A 19718-nucleotide genomic window follows, 5' to 3' on the forward strand; every position below is an offset into this window, starting at 1 on the left:
CGGTGCGCCCCTCTTATGGTCGGGGCGCACTTTTTTTTGCCCCGCCGCGCGGGGAGGGAGCCGACCGAGAATGATGCGCCAATATGAACTCGTCGAACGGGTTCAGAAGTACAAGCCCGACGTCAACGAGGCCCTGCTGAACAGGGCCTATGTCTATGCCATGCAGAAGCATGGGCAGCAGAAGCGGGCGAGCGGCGATCCCTATATTTCGCATCCCCTCGAAGTCGCCGCCATCCTGACCGACATGCGCCTCGACGAATCGACGATCGCAGTGGCCCTGCTGCACGACACGATCGAGGACACCAGTGCGACGCGTGGTGAGATCGACGAACTGTTCGGCGAGGATATCGGCGCGCTGGTCGAAGGCCTCACCAAGATCAAGAAGCTCGATCTCGTTTCGAAGAAGGCCAAGCAGGCGGAAAATCTGCGCAAGCTGCTGCTTGCCATTTCCGACGACGTGCGCGTGCTGCTCGTCAAGCTCGCCGACCGGCTGCACAATATGCGCACGCTGGATCATATGACGCCGGAGAAGCGTGCCCGCATTTCCGAGGAGACGATGGATATCTATGCGCCGCTCGCCGGCCGCATGGGCATGCAGGACATGCGCGAGGAGCTGGAAAACCTCTCCTTCCGCCACATCAATCCAGAAGCCTTCGAGACCGTCACCAACAAGCTGGAAGAACTGTCCCGCCGCAACGAGGGCCTGATCCGCAAGATCGAGGACGAGCTGCGCGAACTGCTTGTGGTCAACGGCCTGGAGGATGCTCTGGTCAAGGGTCGTCAGAAGACGCCCTATTCGGTGTTCCGCAAGATGCAGTCGAAGTCGTTGTCCTTCGAGCAGCTGTCCGACGTCTACGCCTTCCGCATCCTCGTCGATGACGTTCCCGGCTGTTATGCCGCGCTCGGCATCGTGCACACGCGCTGGCGCGTCGTGCCCGGCCGGTTCAAGGATTACATCTCGACGCCGAAGCAGAACGACTACCAGTCGATCCACACCACCATCGTCGGCCCGTCGCGCCAGCGCATCGAACTGCAGATCCGCACCAAGCGCATGCACGAGATCGCCGAATACGGTATCGCGGCGCATTCGCTGTACAAGGACAAGGAAGTGGTGATCGGCGAGGTGCGCACGACGTCGCCGCGCTCCAACGCCTATGCCATGCTGCGTCGGACGATCGAAGCGCTGGCCGAAGGTGACAATCCGGAGGAATTCCTCGAGCACACCAAGCTCGAGCTCTTCCAGGATCAGGTGTTCACCTTCACCCCGAAGGGGCAGCTGATTACCCTGCCGCGCGGCGCCACACCCATCGACTTTGCCTATGCGGTGCACACCAATATCGGTGATACCTGCGTCGGCGCCAAGATCAACGGCCGCATCATGCCGCTCGTCACGCGGCTCTCCAATGGCGACGAGGTCGAGATCATCCGCTCCGGCATCCAGGTGCCGCCGCCGGCCTGGGAAGAGATCGTCGTCACCGGCAAGGCGCGCGCCGCCATTCGCCGCGCGACCCGCGCCGCCGTGCGCAAGCAATATTCCGGCCTCGGCTACCGTATCCTGGAGCGCACCTTCGACCGCGCCGGCAAATCCTTCTCGCGGGACGGTCTGAAGCCCGTGCTGCATCGACTTGGCCAGAAGGACGTCGAGGACGCCATCGCCTCGGTCGGCCGTGGCGAACTCTCCTCGCTCGACGTGCTGCGGGCCGTCTTCCCGGACTATCAGGACGAGCGGGTGACGGTGAAGCCCAACACGGAGGAGGGCTGGTTCAACATGCGCAGCGCCGCCGGCATGGTCTTCAAGCTGCCCGGCAAGGCGAAATCCGCGCTCGAGGGTGCAGAGGCCGAAGCCGGTCCTGAAGCCCTGCCGATCCGCGGCCTCTCCGGCAATGCCGAGGTGCATTTCTCCGCCGGCGGCGCCGTGCCGGGCGATCGTATCATCGGCATCATGGAGAAGGACAAGGGTATCACGATCTACCCGATCCAGTCGCCGGCGCTGCAGAAGTTCGACGACGAGCCGGAGCGCTGGATCGACGTGCGCTGGGATCTCGACGAGGCCAACAACACCCGCTTCATGGCGCGCATCATGATCAACGCGCTGAACGAGCCGGGCACGCTGGCCGAAGTTACCCAGACGATCGCCACCAGCGACGTCAATATCCGCTCCATGTCGATGACGCGCGTTGCGACGGATTTCACAGAGGTGCACATCGATCTCGAGGTCTGGGATCTCCGCCAGCTGAACCAGCTGATGGGCCAGCTCAAGGAGCTTCAGTGCGTCTCGACGATCAGTCGCGTGTTTACATGACGGTTTCCATGCAAAAATATGGCAGCCTGCCCTGATTAAGGCAGGTTTGCCCAACATTTGACCAGTCGTTATGCGCATTGCGCATGGCTGTATTGGAATAGTGTCGCTGGTGCCAAAAGGGGTCTCACCCTATCTTCTGCGTCGGGAGGTAACCGAAAGAGGTTTACCATGTTGAAGCAGATCAAGAACTTTGCCCGCGCCCTGCGCGTTCCGAACGCCGATGAGCGCGAAATCGCCTATCTCAACAGCGCCATCGACCGTATCGACCTGGAATATCGCCAGCGTCAGATCGACCGCGGCCTGTTCCGCAAGTCCTTCTAAGGTCTTGAGATCCAGTGGCGCACCGGGTGCGCCACGGCCGATCAGGGCGCTATGATGGCGCCATTGAAATGCCACTAACGGATCGGCTATGTCTTGGGCATGTTGTTCAGACGCCGAAAAAAGGCCTCGATGGCCGACCGGTTGCGCGAATTCTTCTGGCCGCGCAAGGGGTTGACGCGTCCGGCGCGCTATCTTGCGAAGCGAATCCTGCGTCTCTCCGCGTCGCCGCACGCGGTTGCCGCAGGTGTTGCCGCCGGCATGTTCTCTGCGTTCACGCCGCTCCTGGGTTTCCATATTATTCTGGCGATGGCGCTCGCCTATCTCATGGCCGGCAATCTGCTGGCTGCAGCGCTCGCCACGACCATCGCCAACCCGCTCACCATTCCCCTGATTGCGCTCGCGACGTTCCGCGTCGGCGAGGCCCTTCTCGGCATCACCTCCAGCGAGGCGGTGACGGCCGCTGAACTCTTCCACCGGCTGGAGCACCTGCAACTGTCCGAACTCTGGCAGCCGGTGCTGAAGCCGATGCTTGCCGGCGCAGGTCTTCTCGGCCTCGTGACGGCCGCTATCGCCTATGGCGTGACGCGGTTTGCCGTGCGCTCCTTCAAGGCGCGGCGTCACGCGCGCCTTCTGGCGCGTGCCGGCCTTTCCCCGACCCGAACAACCGCATTTTCCCCCGGAGAAACGACCCCATGATCATCGGCATCGGCAGCGACCTCATCGACATCCGCCGGGTGGAGAAGTCGCTGGAGCGGTTTGGCACGCGGTTCACCGACCGCTGCTTCACCGAGATCGAGCGGGCTAAGTCCGACGGGCGCAAGAACCGCGCGGCTTCCTACGCCAAGCGCTTCGCCGCCAAGGAGGCCTGTTCCAAGGCGCTTGGAACGGGTCTGGCGCAGGGTGTGTTCTGGAAGGACATGGGTGTCGTCAACCTGCCGGGCGGCAAGCCGACCATGAAGCTGACGGGCGGTGCGCTCGAACGACTGAGGCAGATGCTTCCCGAAGGTCACGAGGCGCGAATCCACATCACCATCACCGACGACTTTCCACTTGCACAAGCTTTCGTGATCATCGAGGCGCTGCCGGCCGGAACGCCCGGATAACCAGTATCCCGCGTCTTTTTGACCGACGTGATTTCCAACAGACAACCTTTCCTCTATAGAGGGCCCCATGTTCGCAAATAAGGAAAAGTCCGGCGTGGCAGAGAAGACTGAAAAGGCCGAAGGCGGCCTGTGGGAAAACGTCAAGGTCATCATCCAGGCGCTGCTGCTTGCCGTGGTGATCCGCACGGTGCTCTTCCAGCCCTTCACCATCCCCTCCGGCTCCATGATGCCGACGCTGCTTGTCGGCGACTACCTTTTCGTCAACAAGTTCTCCTACGGTTATTCGAAATATTCGCTGCCGTTCTCGCCGAACCTGTTCTCCGGCCGCATTTTCGCAAGCGAGCCGAAGCGTGGCGACATTGTCGTGTTCCGCTTCCCGCCGAACCCTGATATCGACTACATCAAGCGCCTTGTCGGCCTGCCGGGCGATCGCGTCCAGGTCAAGGACAGCGAGCTCTTCATCAACGGCGTGGCCGTCCCGCGCGAGCACAACGGCTTCTTCCGCGCCGACGACCAGTACGACACCGGCGAAGACGTTCCGGTCTTCCGCGAGACGCTGGACAACGGCGTTGCCTATGACACGCTGGACACCCGTCCCGGCACGGTTGGCGACAACACGCGCGAATTCATCGTACCCGACGGCCACTATTTCATGATGGGCGACAACCGCGACAACTCGGCCGACAGCCGTTTCGATGTCGGTTTCGTTCCGGCCGAGAACCTCATCGGCCGCGCCAGCCTGATCTTCTTCTCGCTTGGCCATGACACCGCGTTCAGCGAAATCTGGAAGTGGCCGACGAACCTGCGCTGGGATCGCCTGTTCAAGGTCGTTGAATGAAGGGCGCCATTCCGCTGAACGACGTCAACCGCAAGGCTCTCGAGGAGCTGATCGGCTACGCCTTCACCGACAAGGACCGTCTCGACCGGGCGATCACGCATGCGAGCGCCCGGCCGGGAAAAGGCAGCAACTACGAACGGCTCGAATTCCTTGGTGACCGCGTGCTCGGGCTCTGCGTCGCCGAGATGCTGTTTCGCACCTTTCGCGATGCCAAGGAGGGCGAGCTTTCCGTTCGCCTGAACCAGCTGGTCAGCGCTGAAAGCTGTGCGGCGGTCTCGGATGACCTTGCGCTGCACCGCTTCATCCGCACCGGTGCGGATGTGAAGAAGCTCACCGGAAAAGCCATGCTGAATGTGCGCGCCGATGTGATAGAGTCGCTGATCGCCGCGATCTATCTCGATGGCGGGCTGGAAGCCGCGCGCGGCTTCATCCTGCGCAACTGGGAGGGCAGGGCGGCCCGCGCGGAAGGCGCGCGGCGCGATGCCAAGACCGAATTGCAGGAATGGGCGCATGCCCGCTTCGGCCTGACGCCGAACTACAAGGTGGACGAGCGCTCCGGCCCGGATCACGATCCCCGCTTCACCGTGACGGTGGAGATCAAGGGCGTGAAGCCGGAAACCGGCATCGACCGCTCGAAACGGGCCGCGGAACAGGCGGCCGCAACGAAGATTCTGGAACGCGAAGGCGTCTGGCCCAAGGGCAGCGGCGCGGAATAAACGGACATCATGACCGAAGAAACGAACATCCCCGCCGAGAATGGCGACACTGGCGCGGGCCCGACCCATTCGGGCTTCGTGGCGCTGATCGGTGCGACCAATGCCGGCAAGTCGACGCTGGTCAACCGCCTCGTCGGCGCCAAGGTGTCGATCGTCAGCCATAAGGTGCAGACGACGCGCGCCATCGTGCGCGGCATCGCCATCCACAACAACGCCCAGATCGTCTTCATGGACACGCCCGGCATCTTCAAGCCGCGCCGCCGGCTTGACCGCGCCATGGTGACGACCGCCTGGGGTGGCGCCAAGGATGCGGACTTCATCATGTTCCTGATCGACAGCGAGCGCGGCCTGAAGGGCGACGCCGAAACGATCCTGGAAGGCCTGAAGGAAGTCCACCAGCCGAAAATCCTCGTCTTGAACAAGGTGGACCGCGTCAAGCCGGAGGACCTCCTGAAGCTGACGGCTGCCGTCAACGAGGTCGTCAAGTTTGAGCGCACCTTCATGATCTCGGCGCTGAACGGTTCCGGTTGCGAAGACGTGATGGATTATCTCGCCGGCGCACTGCCCGAAGGACCGTGGTACTATCCGGAAGACCAGATTTCCGACCTGCCGATGCGCCAGCTCGCGGCCGAAATCACGCGCGAAAAGCTGTTCCTGCGTCTCCATCAGGAGCTTCCCTATTCCTCGCATGTCGAGACGGAAAAGTGGGAAGAGCGCAAGGACGGTTCGGTGCGTATCGAACAGGTCATCTATGTCGAGCGTGACAGCCAGAAGAAGATCGCGCTTGGCAAGAACGGCGACGCGATCAAGGCGATCTCCACCGCATCCCGCAAGGAGCTGTCTGAAATCCTCGAGCAGACCGTGCACCTCTTCCTCTTCGTGAAGGTGCGCGAAAACTGGGGCGACGACCCGGCTCGCTTCCGCGAAATGGGCCTGGATTTCCCGACATCGTGATTTTGAGAGTGGGGCTGCGATGCAGCCCCCATTGTTTTAGGCCCGCGCTCGACGCTCCGGGCTTTTCACAACTTCGCGTGCCTTTTCCACCAGTCGCTGCATCGCCCAGATGCCGAGATCTTCAAGCGGTTGCGGCTGGCAGATGAGGTAGCCCTGGTAGAAGTCGCAGCCGGCGGCGGCGAGCAGGCCCATCTTCTCCGTCGTATCGACGCCTTCGGCAATCACCGACATATCCTGCGCATGGCAGAGCGCCACGAGCGCGCGCAGCGTCGGAAGGGCGGCGGAGCGGGTGAGGCTTTCGACCAGCTCGCGGTCGAGCTTGATGGTCTCGGCCGGGTACTCGATGATCTGCTGCACCGAGGTATAGCCGGCGCCGAAATCGTCGATCGAGATGCGGAAGCCGCGGCTGCGCAGGATTTCGATATTGCGGCGGGATTGTTCGCCGAGCTTGACGGCAAAGGTTTCCGTCAGCTCGATTTCGATATGGCGCGCATCCACGCCATGGCGATCCGCACAGTCACAGAAATGGTCGCTGATCGACTTCGTGTAGAGTTCCGCCGACGAGATGTTGATGCAGAGGATCGTCTCGGCGCCAAAAAGCTTCTTGATCTGGGCGTATTCCCCCATTGCCCGGTCTATGACCCACCAGTCGATCTTGCTGAAGAGGCCGGTCGTCTCGGCGATAGGGATGAATTCGTCGGGCGTCACGCGGCCGAGAACCGGGGAGTTCCAGCGCAGAAGCGCCTCGCAGCCTATCACCTTGCCGTGACCGTCGACGATGGGCATGTAAACGAGGTGGAATTCGCGGTCCGGATCCAGAACACGCAGTTCCTCCTCGATGCGACGCTGGCGGTTGCGCTTTTCGTGCAGCGAGCGGGAATAGCGCGCCGACCCGTTCTTGCCCTGCGATTTGGCCTGGTACATCGCCGCGTCGGCATTGGCGACGAGTTCCGGCAGTGTGCGGGCGTCTTCGGGATAGACGGCAATACCGATACTGGCCGTAACGGGATAGGCCTTGTCCAAGACCTCGAAACCTTCGCCGAACAGCGCCAGAATGCGGTTCGAGGTTTCCGTGATCGTGCCGCTGCCCGGCTGGCAGCGCAGCATGATGGCGAATTCGTCGCCGGAGAGGCGGGCAAAAAGCCCGTCCGGCAGGCCGCGCTCGGAAACCGCACGGGCAACGATGGCGGAGATGCGGGCGGCGAGCGTCTTCAGCAATTCGTCGCCGATCTTGTGGCCGTGTTTGTCGTTGACGAATTTGAAGTTGTCCACGTCGATGAAGAGCAGGGTGCAGCCGATGTCCTCGGCTTCTGCCTCTTCGAGAATCTGCGTCGAGCGGATGTTGAAATATTCGCGGTTGGAAATGCCTGTCAGCGTGTCCGTCCAGGAGGCGTTCTGCACGAGGTCGAAGGATTGTTTCGAGTGGTCGTGCAGGCGCTTGACGTTAGCGGAAAGGCGGCCGATTTCACCGGCTTCGTTCATCTCCGGCAGCGCACTGCGGTTTCCGGTCATCACATCGGTAAGCTGGCGGTCGAGGCTGGCGATGGGATTGGTGATGTAGCGGCGCACCAGGCCGAGAACCAGCGCGATGGTGCAGAGGCTGAGCGCGATCGCGCCGACCGCCAGCAGGGACTTCAGCGTCCACAGCCGGTTGTCAAGGAAGGCTGGGTCGGGCGTCAGGCGCGCGAAGAGCGAGGGGCTGAGGGTGGCCGTCGCCGAAAGCGCACCCTGGGCGAGGAGCTGGTGCCGGCCGATTTCGATCTGCGCACCGTACTCCTTTTCCAGCGCCCGCTTCATGTCGAGGAACAGTTTTGGCCGCACCGCAGTCTGCACCAGGATCGCGCCGTTCTTCGCGCTCGCCACGGGGCGGTTGAAGGTGAGCGGATCGATGAATTCCGAGTGTACGATCAGCGGTTCGATGCCGCTCACATCGAGATAGCTCCAGGAGGAGAGCCGCGGGCTGGCGATCATCTGGCGGGCATGTTCGATCTGCTGCGGCGTGATCTCGGCAAACGGATCGTCGCTGTTTTCGTAATAGTAGTCGACCGTCAGCGGCGGGCGGACGATGGCGACCGAGATGAACTTCTTGCCGTCGTCGGAGAGCGAGGTAATGCTCTGCTGCAGACGCACGCCGAGCGCGTTGCTGCGATAGGCGGCGTCCGGCTCGTTGACGAAGAGACGCACGGCTCCGCCCTCGACGAGCGAATAGATGAGGCTGCGGTTCTGCGTCACCTCGTTCTGGAAGACGGCCGTCAACAGCCCCATCTGCTGCCAGAGCCGTGCCCGCTCCAACCCGATGACCGAGGAACTCTGCACGTAATAGATCAGCGATGCGGCGAGCACGTAGCCCGCGAGAACGACCGGAAAGATGAGGGAAAGGGCGCGTTTACCGAGCGTCACTGATTTGAGCCAAACTGCTGATGATGCGGCGGCGGGCCTGGACCGACTGCACGGTCAGCTCCTCCTGAAACTGGCTTTTGGCCAGAATTTCCGGTGCGGCATAGATTTCGGGATTGGAACGCATGTCTTCCGGCAGCAGCGCCAGCGCGGCGGTGCTTGCGGTCGGCATGTTGAGTTTGATGGCGTTGCGGGCACCGTTTTTCGCATTGCTGATATAGTCGACCAGCTTCAGCGCGAGATCCTTGTTTTCGGAGCGCGCGCTGACGGAAACGCAGTCGAGCCAGGAGAGCGTGCCTTCCTTCGGCACGACGTAGCGCCAGAGGCCCGGCGAGGAGACCTTGTCGTTCAGCGTGTACTGGTCGCCGCTGTAGCCGAGCGCCATCCAGATATTCGGCCCTTTGTCGGCGCTCTGGATGGAGGTGATGACATAGTCGTAGGTGAGCACATAGGGCACCTGCGCCTTCATTAGCTCGTAGGCCGCCTTCAGCGTATTGTTGTCATTGGCGTTGACGGATTTGCCGAGCAGGGCGAGGGGGGCGACGAAGGCTTCGGCATGATCGTCATACATGGCGATATGGCCGCGCAGGCTTTCCGCCGGCTTCATCATGTCCGCCCACGAGCTTGGCGGGGTGTTGATCTTGTCGGAGCGGTAGAGGATGCCCATCGTGCCCCAGAAATAGGGCACGCCGAAGCCGCCGCAGCGCTTCGTCCAGGTGTCGGCATAGTCCTTCAGCGACGGCACGTTCGCGGTGTCCAGCGCCATGATGACGCCGCGGTTGCCATAGAGCCGGGCACCGTTCTCGTTGGTAACGACCACGTCGACATTGCTGTTGGGATCGGCGAGGACTTCGTCGCGAACATCGCCGCTGTCGTAGAAGGTCTGGCGGACCTCGACACCCGTTTCGGCAGAAAAATCCTTCAGGATCTGCTCGTCGATATAGGATTCCCAAATGAGCAGGTTGAGCGTGGTCGCGCCTGCGGGGAAAGCCGTGGCGACGGCCGTCAATGAGACTGCTGCAAAAAATGCGCCGCGCATGCCGAAGGCCCCGTTTCCCCTACGGGGACAAGATAGGCGGCAAGACTTTATGAAGCGTTACAACCGGTAAGCTCCTGTTTTTGTCCATTCAACCCTGATGCGCTTCTGCCCGACCGCCGGCCTCGTGATATATGTTGTGGACGTGACGACAGCCCGTCGGCCACGCAATTGGCCTGCCTACGGGCGCGCACTATGGTCGCCGCCCGCCAGCTTGCCACCCAGAGGAGTTCGACATGGCCCCAACACCGCAGAAGATCGCGAACCTGATCGCATCCGAGATCAAGGCAAGCGCCGCGCAGGTTGCCGCCGCCGTCGGGCTCTTGGACGAGGGCGCGACGGTGCCCTTCATCGCGCGTTACCGCAAGGAAGTGACCGGCGGTCTCGACGATACGCAGTTGCGCACGCTCTCCGAGCGCCTGACCTATCTGCGCGAGCTGGAAGCCCGCCGCGCTTCCATTCTCGAGTCCATCGCAGGGCAGGGTAAGCTGACGGACGAGCTTTCAGGCAAGATCGCTTCCGTGATGACGAAGGCCGAGCTCGAGGACATCTATCTGCCCTACAAGCCGAAGCGTCGCACCAAGGCAGAAATCGCTCGCGAGCGTGGCCTTGGCCCGCTCGCCGAGCAGATCCTTGCCGACCGTGCTCTGGTGCCGGCGGAGCTGGCTGAAAAATTCCTGTCGGCCGAAGTGCCGGATGTGAAGACGGCGCTGGAAGGCGCGCGCGATATCGTCGCCGAGCAGCTGACGGAAAACGCCGATCTGTTGAAGCGCCTGCGCGAATACATGAAAAGCAATGCCTTCCTGCGCTCGCGCGTAGTCGAGGGCAAGCAGGAGGCCGGCGCGAAGTTTTCCGACTATTTCGATCATACCGAACGCTGGTCCGGCGTGCCCGGCCACCGGGCGCTCGCCATGCTGCGCGGCTGGAACGAGGAGTTCCTGTCGGTCGATATCGTCGTCGATCAGGACAGCACCGAGCCGGTCAAGCCCGTAGAACGCATCATCGCCTCCTTCTATGCGGTCGGCGTGAAGCCGGGTGACAAGTGGTTGGCCGAGGTCATCGGCTGGACTTGGCGCGTCAAGCTCTCCATGTCGCTGTCGCTCGATCTGATGCGCGAGATGCGCGAGCGTTCGGAAGAAGAGGCGATCCGGGTTTTCGCCCGCAATCTCAAGGACCTGCTGCTCGCCGCTCCCGCCGGCACGCGCGCCACGATGGGCCTCGATCCGGGCATCCGCACCGGCGTCAAGGTCGCGGTGGTCGATAACACCGGCAAGGTGGTGGAGACGACGACGGTCTATCCGTTCCCGCCGAAAAACGACGTGCGCGGCACGCAGGCCGAGCTTGCGAGCCTCATCCGCAAGCACAAGGTCGAGCTGATCTCTATCGGCAACGGCACGGGCAGCCGCGAGACGGAAAAGCTGGTCGCCGACATGCTGGCCCAGCTTCCGGGCGCCAAGCCGACCAAGGTCATCGTCTCGGAAGCCGGCGCCTCGGTCTATTCGGCCTCGGAAACGGCGGCTGCCGAATTCCCCAACCTCGACGTCTCCTTGCGCGGCGCTGTCTCCATCGCCCGCCGCTTGCAAGATCCGCTGGCTGAACTCGTGAAGATCGAGCCGAAGTCGATCGGCGTCGGCCAGTACCAGCACGATGTCGATCAGGGGAAACTCTCCCGCTCGCTCGATGCCGTCGTGGAAGACGCGGTGAACGCGGTGGGTGTCGATCTCAACACAGCGTCGGCGCCGCTGCTCGCCCGTGTCTCCGGCCTCGGAAAATCCTCGGCGGAAGCGATTGTTGCGCATCGTGACGCCAACGGCCCCTTCGAGAGCCGCAAGGAGCTGATGAAAGTCTCCCGCCTCGGCGCGCGCACCTTCGAACAATGCGCAGGCTTCCTGCGCATTCCGAACGGCAAGGAGCCGCTGGATGCCTCCTCGGTGCATCCGGAAGCCTATGGTGTGGCCAAGAAAATCGTCGCCGCCTGTGGGCGTGACGTGCGCGCCCTGATGGGCGATAGCGCCGCGCTGAAGCAGCTCGACCCGAAGATCTTTGTCGACGAGCGCTTTGGCCTGCCGACGGTCAAGGACATCCTCGCCGAACTGGAAAAACCCGGCCGCGACCCGCGCCCGGAATTCAAGACCGCGACCTTCGCGGACGGTATCGATGACATCAAGGACCTGAAGGTCGGCATGCTCTTGGAGGGAACCGTCACGAACGTCGCCGCATTCGGCGCCTTTGTCGATATCGGCGTGCACCAGGATGGCCTTGTGCACGTCTCGCAGCTGGCCGATCGTTTCATCAAGGACCCGCATGAGGTGGTGAAGGCCGGCGATGTGGTGAAGGTGCGTGTGACGGAAGTGGATGTTCCCCGCAAGCGCATCGGTCTCACCATGCGCAAGGACGGCGCCGCGCCCGCCGCGCGCGACAACGGCCCGCGCAACGACAAGAACACCCAGATGAAGCCGAAATTCAGCCAGGCGGCCCCCAAGCAGCAGGCCCCGTCGCAGGGTGCCTTCGGTGCGGCCTTCGCCGAGGCGCTGAAGAAGAAATAAGCCCTAGTTTTCCTAATGGCTCCTGGCAGAAATCGTCGTTTGTTTTGACCCGCCCCTTTGCGCATAGTCGCGACATGGGCGGGCTCAAACAGGCCGGGCGTACGGCGCTCCGCTGCCTGAAAGACAGGAAAATTGACGATGACGATGACGATTTCACGCCGGCAGGCAATTGCCGGCGCTCTCCTTGCCATTCCCGCTGTTTCGGCCATGGCCGGCATGGCGGGGGCGGCCTCTGGTGGCACGCCGCAGGAGCAGCTTGCCGAACTGGAAGCGCGCCATAAGGGCCGCATCGGCGTTGCCATACATAATCTCGCAACGAATGCCCGGCTCGGCCATCGCGCCGACGAACGTTTCCTGATGTGCAGCACGTTCAAGGCGCTGCTGGCCGCGCATATCCTTGCCCGCGTCGATCGCAAGGAAGAGGCGCTGGACCGTCGTATCGTCGTCAAGAAGGCCGATCTCGTCGACTGGGCGCCGGTCGTGGAAACGCGCGTCGGCGGCAAGGGTATTACGATTGCCGAACTCTGCGAGGCGACGATCACGCTCAGCGACAATGCCGCCGCCAATCTGCTGCTCGGTGCTTCCGGTGGCCCCAAGGCGCTCACGGCGTTCCTGCGCGGCTTCGGCGATGAGATCACCCGTCTCGACCGCACCGAGCCGACGCTCAATTATCATGACACGCCCGATGACGAGCGCGACACGACCACCCCGGTCGCGATGACGGAGACTCTGCGCAAGCTGATTTTTACGGATGTACTGTCCCCACGTTCCAAGGCCCAGCTCGCCGCCTGGCTCGTCATGAACAAGACAGGCGATACGCGATTGCGTGCCGGCTTCCCGGCCGACTGGATGACCGGCGACAAGACCGGCACGAATGGCGACAAGGCCGGCAATGCCAATGACGTGGCGGTCGCCTGGTCGCCGAACCGCGGCGCCATCGTCGTTTCGGCCTATGTCGAAATGCCCGGTATTTCCGGTGACGAGCGAAATGTCCTCATCGCCGAAATCGGCCGCATCGCCGCAGCCGTCTGATTTTGCGGGGCGCTGCCGAAAGGGCGGCGCCTCAGCCTTCCAGTTCCCCCTTCAGTGCCGAAAGCACGCTCATCGCGTGCCCCGCATATTGGCTGATCCAGCGGTCGTGGATCGCCTGGATGGGCAGAGCGTTGAGGTGGTTCCAGCGTTCGCGACCCTCCTTGCGGGGAATGATCAGCTCCGCCTCTTCCAGCACCTTCAGATGCTGCATCACCGTGCAGCGATCCATCTCCGGAAATTTTTCGCACAGCGCGCCCGTGGTCAGCGGCGCGTGCTTGATCGCATCCAGCATCTGCCGCCGCTTTCCATTGGCGAGCGCCTTGAAAACGGCGTCCTCTGTCGATTCGCTTGACATGTTATATTTTTATAACATATTTTTCCAGGGTACAAGACAGAGGGGGGCCGTGCGCCCCAAGGAGGACGGCATGACGCTGGAATTTCGTGTGAACGGGCGGATCGGCAGGCCGGTCGCCGAGGTCTTCGATGCGGTGGTCAATCCGAAGAAGCTGAGCGGCTATTTCACCACGATTGGCGGCGCGAGCGCGCCGCTTGTCCAAGGCACCACCGTGACATGGTGGGGCATGGCGCCTGTCATCGTCGATACGGTCGAGGAAAACGCGCTGATCGTCTTTCGCTGGGATGCGATGGTCGAGGAGGGCGAGGCGCCCTACAAGACGCGCGTCGAGATGCGCTTCAAGCCGCTGGACGATGGCGGCACCATGGTGACCATCGCCGAGACCGGCTGGCGCGACAACGATCGCGGCCAAAAGTCTTCCTATATGAACTGCGAGGGCTGGTCGCAAATGCTGGCCTGCATGAAGGCCTATGTCGAATACGGCATCAATCTGCGCGAGGGCTATTACCCGAGCGAACTCAAGGGCGTCGTCGCCTCCGAGCAGCAGGATTTTACGTGAGGAGATGGCGATGAGCGCAGACATCAAAGGCGGCATCAACATCGCGATGAAGGTGCCGACCCATCAATATGCGGCAACCGTCGCCTTCTATCGCGATGTCGTCGGCCTGAAACCCTTCGAAGCGAAAGCGCCGGCCATCGGCTTCGAACTCGGCCCAAACCGGCTGTGGATCGACGAGGCGCCGAACTACAGTCAGGCCGAAGTCTGGCTCGAGCTTTTCACGCCCGACCATGCGGATGCGCTAGGCCATCTGGAGAAAAACGGCGCCGTGCGCTGCGACGCCGTCGAGGATCTGGGGGCTGGCTTTCGTGGCGGCTGGATCATGAACCCGGCCAATATCGTGCACATGGTGCGTGAGCCCGATGCCTGGTGACCACGCAATACCAGGAAAAGTGAGGCGCGGTTTTCCGTCCGGAATTGCGTGAAATGTCAGATTGCGGCCGGCGGCACAAGACCGTCGGCGGCCGCCATCGGCATGGCCTCGCTGGCCGGCGTCTGGTGCTGCAGCACGACGACGCGGCTGCCCGTCGGTACGCGGCTGTAGAGATCGATGATATCCTGGTTGAACAGCCGCACGCAGCCGCTCGACACGGCCTTGCCGATCGACCACGGCTCGGATGTGCCGTGGATGCGGAACAGCGTGTCCTTGCCATCCTTGTGCAGGTAGAGCGCGCGGGGGCCGAGCGGGTTGGTCAGGCCCGGCTCCATGCCGCCCGCCCATTTCAGGTTCCGCTCCGGTTCGCGGGCGATCATGTTCGGCGTCGGCGTCCAGCGCGGCCATTCGGCCTTGCGGCCGATGCGCGCCGCGCCCTCGAATTCCAGCCCTGCCTTGCCCACGCCAATGCCGTAGCGCATCGCCATGCCTTCGCCCTGCACGAGATAGAGGAAGCGGTTCTGCGTATCGATGACGATGGTGCCGGCCGGCTCCACGGTCTGGTAGGCGACCTGCTGGCGGAAATATCTCGGGTCCACCCGGCTGATATCCATCGCCGGCAGCGGGAAGCGCTCGTCGGGATGCGGTCCGTACATGGCGACATGCATGGGATCCGGCCCCTTCTTCTTCACCTCCATCGTGGTCGTGGCGCAGCCGGCCAGCGTGGCGGCGAGGGCAAGAAGGGCAAGCGGGCGGAACACACACATCAAGACGGCACCTGTCATTTCGAATGTCAAATCTGGCCTTTGCGGCCTTTGGCCGGTTCTTCGGGGGCAAAGCCGGCGCGGGCAGGGCGAGAAAAAAGCAAAACTGTGGCAAGGGCTTAGGTGTGGCCGATACGCCACGCGTCGTTCCGACGCATAGGGCGGTGTGCGCCGGCTTGCGGCGAACCGGCGGACGGCGTAAGGCTTCCTGCATGCAATGGAGTGACGAGGCCATCGTTCTGGGCGTGCGGCGCCACGGCGAGACATCCGTGATCGTCGAGGTGATGACGCGCGAGCGCGGGCGCCATCTCGGCATGGTGCGCGGCGGTCGTTCGCGGACCATGCAGCCGGTGCTCCAGCCCGGCAATTCGGTCGATGTCACCTGGCGGGCACGGCTCGACGAGCATCTGGGCGAATTCCGCGTCGAGCCGCTCGAACTGCGCGCCGGCCGGCTGATGGAGACGGCGACGGCCGTCTACGGCGTGCAGGCCATGGCGGCTCTGCTGCGCTTTTTGCCGGAGCGCGATCCGCATCCGCATCTCTATGAAGCGCTCTCCGTCATCCTCGGCCACCTGCATGAGCCCGCCGATGCCGGCGAGCTGTTCATCCGTTTCGAGCTTGCCGTGTTGAACGATCTCGGTTTCGGGCTCGATCTGCTCGAATGTGTCGCGACGGGGGCGAAGGACGATCTCTGCTACGTCTCGCCGAAATCCGGCCGCGCCGTCTCGCGCGCCGCTGGCGCGCCCTGGGCCGACAAGATGCTGGCATTGCCCGCCTTCCTGGGTGATGAAAGCCGTCATGCAGCCGATGCCGCCGCCCTTGCCGATGGCTTCCGCCTGACGGCCTTTTTCCTCAACCGCCATGTCTGCGAACCGCGCGGGCTGGAGCTCGCCAATGCCCGTGAGGGCTTCGTGCAAGCGGCGCTGAAGGCGCTCGGCGGACCGAAAAACGATCAACCCGAAGAGGCGCATGCATGACGGTGGAAATCTATCCGGGGCTGACGGTCGGCGGCATCGGCACGCTGCCGCTCGACGTGGTGCAGCGTGACGGTGGCCTGAAGGTCCTGCAAGATATGCTGTCGGGCGATCTGCCCGCGCCGCCCATGTGCCGCACACTCGCCTTCTCGATGCGGGAGGTGGAGGACGGCCGCGTCGTTTTCTCCGGCATGCCCTCCGCCGATCACCTCAATCCGCTCGGCACGGTGCATGGCGGCTGGACGGCGACGGTGATGGATTCCGCACTCGGCTGCGCGGTGTTCTCCGTCATCAAGCCGGGCGAGGCCTACACGACCATCGAATTCAAGCTGAACCTCGTGCGTCCCGTACTGCCCGGCATGGGCGAGGTGTTCTGCGAGGGAAAGATCGTCCATCGCGGCCGCACCATCGCCACGTCGGAAGCCTGGCTGCGCGACAAGAACGGCAAGCTTCTGGCGCACGGCACCGAAACCTGCGCCATCTTCCCCATCGAAAATCTCATGCGATAACCCCGAAGAGATTACTGCGCTGAAACGTAACCCTGTTTGGCGTTTGGATAAAACCGGGTAGTCTCGCCGCCCGGACTGTGCCGTGCTGGAGACGCAATGCTCGAAATCCTTTCCCTGGTCGCGATTGGCCTTGCCCTCTACACCCTCAACGCTTCGCGCAACAGCGCGCAGAAACTCGGCGAAGAGGTGATGCGGCTGAAAGGCGAGGTCGAGGCGCTGAAGGCGAGCGGCGTTGCGCTGCCGTCTCCGGAAGCCGAACCCATCGCCGAAACGCTCGAAACTGTGCGGGAAGCGGCGACGGACGAGCGGGCGCCGGCCGATTTCACCAGCCCCTGGACAGCGAAGAGCGGCGAGGCGGATGCCGGCCGCGCGATCTTCGGTGGTGAGACCTCCGCCGTGCCGACCGAAGCCGTTGCTGCGAGTGAAACGGCGGAGGAGGGAGCGGCCGCGCCAGCTGTCACGCCCGCCAAGCCGAAGGAAAGTTTCGAAAGCCGCATCGGTGCGCGCTGGGCCGTCTGGGTGGGCGGCATTGCGCTGGCGCTCGGCGGCATCTTCATGGTGAAGTATTCCATTGAGGCCGGCCTGCTGAGCCCCGCCGTACGCCTGTCGCTGGCGGCTGCATTTGGCCTGGTCCTGATGGCGGCGGGTGAATTCGTGCGCCGCCGCACCCAGCCGCTGATCGCCAACGCTTTCCAGAACGCCATGATCCCCGGCGTGCTGACGGCCGCCGGCGCCATCACGCTCTTCGCCGTCACCTATGTCTCCTACGAGTTCTATTTCTATTTCGGCCCGGTCACGGCCTTCGTGCTGCTCGCGGCCGTCTCCTTTGCGACGATCGGCCTCTCGCTGCTGCACGGGCAGGCACTCGCCGGCCTGGGCCTCTTGGCCTCCATGCTGACGCCGGCGCTGGTCGCGACGCAAGAGCCGAGCGCCTGGGGACTGTTCGGTTTCCTCATCGTCGCCTGGCTTGCCACCTTCGCCGCCGCGCGCATCCGCCGCTGGCAGGTCGTACCGGCGCTCGCCAATGCCGGCATGGCGCTGTGGAGCGTGCTCTATCTTTCGCAGGCCAGCACCGTCGATGTGGTGCCGGCGCTCGTCGCCCTGCTGGTGCTTGCCCTTGGCCACGGCCTGATCTGGCCGGGCGCTGTCAAGGCCGAAGACCTGCCGCAGCCCGCCGACGCCAAATCGTCCGACGCGCTCGACCGGCTGCTTGCACCGCCCGCTGTGGCGGTGTCGCTCACCGGCGCGCTCGCCATGACTTTCCCGGCGCTGGTGCTGGCAAGCGCCGTGCCGACGCTCGCCCATGCCGATTATGCCTTCGTCATCATAACGCTTGCGCTCGCCGTGCTCGGCGCGCTGCGCGGCTGGGCGGTCTACGCGGCCATTCTCTCCGGCATCGCCGTGCTCATGGGCACCGCCAGCATCGCGGCCGTGCCGGGCGGCATCTTCCTCGATGGCATCGGCACGCTGGCACCGCCGACGCTGGAGGGAACGACGCCGGTCGCCGTCGTCGCCGGCCCGCTGCCGGTCAATCTGCTGCTCGTGCTTGCCGTGCTCTATGCCGCCATCGGCCTTGCCGGTGTGCGCCTGCGCAGCGCCTTGCCCGGCTTCGCCGCTGTTTGGAGCGTGCTGGCCCCGGCCGTTCCCTTTGCGGTCCTCAGCATCAGCTTCTTCACCTTCGGCAACCTTTCCTTTGATGCCAAGCACGGGCTTCTCGCTCTTGTCCTCGGCCTCGTCTTCTTCGCCGCCGCGGAAGCCTTTTCGCGCGAGCAAGGGGAGGAGGAGGGCCTTTTCCTTCCGCAATGGACGCTTTCCGCCGGCGGCTTCGCCTTCCTCGTTCTGGCGCTGCATGCGCTGACGGATGGCCTCGTCACCACGCTCGGCATCATCCTGCTCGGCACCATCGCCGTCTTCGCCACCCGCCTGCGCCGCTGGCCGGTGCTGCCCTGGCTGATGGCCGGTGCCGCCGCCGTCGTCGCCGGCCGCATCGCCTGGGAGCCGACCATCGTCGGTGCTGCGAACCTGTCGAAAACGCCCGTTTTCAACCAGCTTCTCGCCGGCTACGGCATTCCCGCCGTCCTGCTGGCGGTCTCGGCCTTCGAGCTGCGCCGCTGGCCGGGCGAGCGCATCCGCAATCTGCTGCAGGCACTCGCCAGCCTCTTCCTGCTTCTGACGGCGGCGATCCTCGTGCGCCATGGCATGAATGGCGGCGTGCTTGACAGTTCCGTACCGACGCTCGGCGAACAGGCGACCTACACGCTGCTCGTCATCGGCGCCTCGGCCATCATGATGTCGCTCGACCTGAAATCGCCGAGCCCGGTCTTCCGCTATGGCTCGATGGTCGTCGGCGGTCTTTCGGTCCTGTCAGTGCTGAGCGCCCATTTCATTGGCCTCAACCCCTATTTCACCGGGGAACTGCTCGGCAAATGGCCGGTGCTCGATCTCCTGCTCGTTGGCTACCTGCTGCCCGGCATCGCCTATGGCGGCCTGGCCTGGTATGCGCGCGGCCGCCGGCCGATGCCCTATGTCATCATGCTCGCGCTTTCCGGCGTCGCGCTGGTCTTCGCCTGGGTTACGCTGTCGGTGCGCCGCTACTGGCACGGCGAAGGCATCGCGGACTGGAAAGGCTTCCTCCAGTCGGAGACCTATACCTATTCGGTGGTCTGGCTGCTGCTCGGCGTGCTGCTTCTGGCGGTCGGTTCGAAATTCGATTCTAAGAGCATCCGCCTTGCCTCCGCCGGCCTGGTTTTGATCGCGGTGGTCAAGGTCTTCCTGATCGACATGGCCAATCTCGAGGGAATCCTGCGTGCGCTTTCCTTCATCGGGCTCGGCGCGGTGTTGATCGGCATCGGACTGTTCTACCAGAAGATCCTCTCTGGAAAGTCCGGGACGGGCGAAAAGCCGGAATTGAATGCGCAGGCCTGACAGGCTAGGTCTCT

The 19718-nt window shown here is 63.5% G+C and carries 18 protein-coding genes; 14 read left to right on the forward strand and 4 right to left on the reverse strand.

All coding sequences use genetic code 11. The features are described 5' to 3' along the window. Positions 1–70 precede the first annotated feature (70 nt). The 7 genes from MUU55_RS09055 to era all read left to right on the forward strand — a co-directional run bounded on the left by MUU55_RS09055 (position 71) and on the right by era (position 6234). Positions 71–2302 (forward strand): RelA/SpoT family protein, encoded by a 2232-nt coding sequence (locus tag MUU55_RS09055; RefSeq protein WP_244760445.1) that lies wholly within the window; start codon positions 71–73, stop codon positions 2300–2302. Between the two features lie 168 nt (positions 2303–2470). After that, positions 2471–2623: a DUF3563 family protein gene (locus MUU55_RS09060; protein WP_244760446.1), complete on the forward strand. Its 153-nt coding sequence runs from the start codon at positions 2471–2473 to the stop codon at positions 2621–2623. A gap of 99 nt (positions 2624–2722) precedes the next feature. Continuing rightward, entirely contained in the window at positions 2723–3319 is a 597-nt protein-coding gene (locus tag MUU55_RS09065; RefSeq protein WP_244760447.1) for a DUF2062 domain-containing protein, read from the forward strand. After that, positions 3316–3726 (forward strand): holo-ACP synthase, encoded by a 411-nt coding sequence (gene acpS / locus MUU55_RS09070; RefSeq protein WP_244760448.1) that lies wholly within the window; start codon positions 3316–3318, stop codon positions 3724–3726. The genes MUU55_RS09065 and acpS overlap by 4 nt, the downstream gene beginning before the upstream one ends. A gap of 67 nt (positions 3727–3793) precedes the next feature. Further along, positions 3794–4564 (forward strand): signal peptidase I, encoded by a 771-nt coding sequence (gene lepB / locus MUU55_RS09075; protein WP_244760449.1) that lies wholly within the window; start codon positions 3794–3796, stop codon positions 4562–4564. After that, positions 4561–5280 carry a ribonuclease III gene (gene rnc / locus MUU55_RS09080; RefSeq protein WP_244760450.1) on the forward strand — a complete coding sequence of 240 codons (720 nt, stop codon included), beginning with the start codon at positions 4561–4563 and terminating at the stop codon, positions 5278–5280. Before lepB ends, rnc begins: the two co-directional genes overlap by 4 nt. A gap of 9 nt (positions 5281–5289) precedes the next feature. Then, the gene (gene era / locus MUU55_RS09085; protein WP_244760451.1) at positions 5290–6234 is read left to right on the forward strand and encodes a GTPase Era; all 945 of its coding nucleotides are present in this window, start codon (positions 5290–5292) and stop codon (positions 6232–6234) included. Between the two features lie 36 nt (positions 6235–6270). On the opposite strand, the gene MUU55_RS29310 is transcribed toward era, so the two are convergent. Beyond that, positions 6271–8634, reverse strand: coding sequence for a putative bifunctional diguanylate cyclase/phosphodiesterase (locus tag MUU55_RS29310; protein WP_244760452.1), 2364 nt, complete (start codon positions 8632–8634; stop codon positions 6271–6273). Next, positions 8621–9670 carry a polyamine ABC transporter substrate-binding protein gene (locus MUU55_RS09095; RefSeq protein WP_244760453.1) on the reverse strand — a complete coding sequence of 350 codons (1050 nt, stop codon included), beginning with the start codon at positions 9668–9670 and terminating at the stop codon, positions 8621–8623. Before MUU55_RS09095 ends, MUU55_RS29310 begins: the two co-directional genes overlap by 14 nt. Before the next feature lie 233 nt (positions 9671–9903). On the opposite strand from MUU55_RS09095, the gene MUU55_RS09100 reads away from it, so the two are divergent. Both MUU55_RS09100 and bla read left to right on the forward strand, forming a co-directional pair. Next, positions 9904–12213 (forward strand): Tex family protein, encoded by a 2310-nt coding sequence (locus tag MUU55_RS09100; RefSeq protein WP_244760454.1) that lies wholly within the window; start codon positions 9904–9906, stop codon positions 12211–12213. A gap of 138 nt (positions 12214–12351) precedes the next feature. After that, positions 12352–13245 carry a BKC/GPC family carbapenem-hydrolyzing class A beta-lactamase gene (bla, locus tag MUU55_RS09105; RefSeq protein ID WP_244760455.1) on the forward strand — a complete coding sequence of 298 codons (894 nt, stop codon included), beginning with the start codon at positions 12352–12354 and terminating at the stop codon, positions 13243–13245. Positions 13246–13276: 31 nt separating this feature from the next. On the opposite strand, the gene MUU55_RS09110 is transcribed toward bla, so the two are convergent. Next, positions 13277–13600, reverse strand: a complete 324-nt coding sequence (locus MUU55_RS09110) for an ArsR/SmtB family transcription factor (RefSeq protein ID WP_244760456.1) — start codon at positions 13598–13600, stop codon at positions 13277–13279. Between the two features lie 70 nt (positions 13601–13670). On the opposite strand from MUU55_RS09110, the gene MUU55_RS09115 reads away from it, so the two are divergent. After that, a complete protein-coding gene (locus MUU55_RS09115; protein WP_244760457.1) occupies positions 13671–14159 on the forward strand; it encodes an SRPBCC domain-containing protein in 489 nt (162 codons plus the stop codon). Positions 14160–14169: 10 nt separating this feature from the next. Continuing rightward, positions 14170–14532: a hypothetical protein gene (locus MUU55_RS09120; protein ID WP_244760458.1), complete on the forward strand. Its 363-nt coding sequence runs from the start codon at positions 14170–14172 to the stop codon at positions 14530–14532. Positions 14533–14588: 56 nt separating this feature from the next. Here MUU55_RS09120 and MUU55_RS09125 read toward each other — a convergent pair whose 3' ends face one another. Next, positions 14589–15299, reverse strand: a complete 711-nt coding sequence (locus tag MUU55_RS09125) for a L,D-transpeptidase (RefSeq protein ID WP_244760459.1) — start codon at positions 15297–15299, stop codon at positions 14589–14591. A 209-nt stretch (positions 15300–15508) separates the two neighbouring features. On the opposite strand from MUU55_RS09125, the gene recO reads away from it, so the two are divergent. The 3 genes from recO to MUU55_RS09140 all read left to right on the forward strand — a co-directional run bounded on the left by recO (position 15509) and on the right by MUU55_RS09140 (position 19704). Continuing rightward, positions 15509–16273, forward strand: coding sequence for a DNA repair protein RecO (gene recO, locus MUU55_RS09130; protein ID WP_117369295.1), 765 nt, complete (start codon positions 15509–15511; stop codon positions 16271–16273). Beyond that, positions 16270–16779, forward strand: coding sequence for a PaaI family thioesterase (locus MUU55_RS09135; protein ID WP_244760460.1), 510 nt, complete (start codon positions 16270–16272; stop codon positions 16777–16779). Before recO ends, MUU55_RS09135 begins: the two co-directional genes overlap by 4 nt. Before the next feature lie 96 nt (positions 16780–16875). Next, positions 16876–19704 (forward strand): DUF2339 domain-containing protein, encoded by a 2829-nt coding sequence (locus MUU55_RS09140; protein ID WP_244760461.1) that lies wholly within the window; start codon positions 16876–16878, stop codon positions 19702–19704. Positions 19705–19718: the final 14 nt, after the last annotated feature.

This window comes from Shinella curvata (assembly GCF_022899935.1).
In the GTDB taxonomy this organism is placed as follows: domain Bacteria; phylum Pseudomonadota; class Alphaproteobacteria; order Rhizobiales; family Rhizobiaceae; genus Shinella; species Shinella curvata.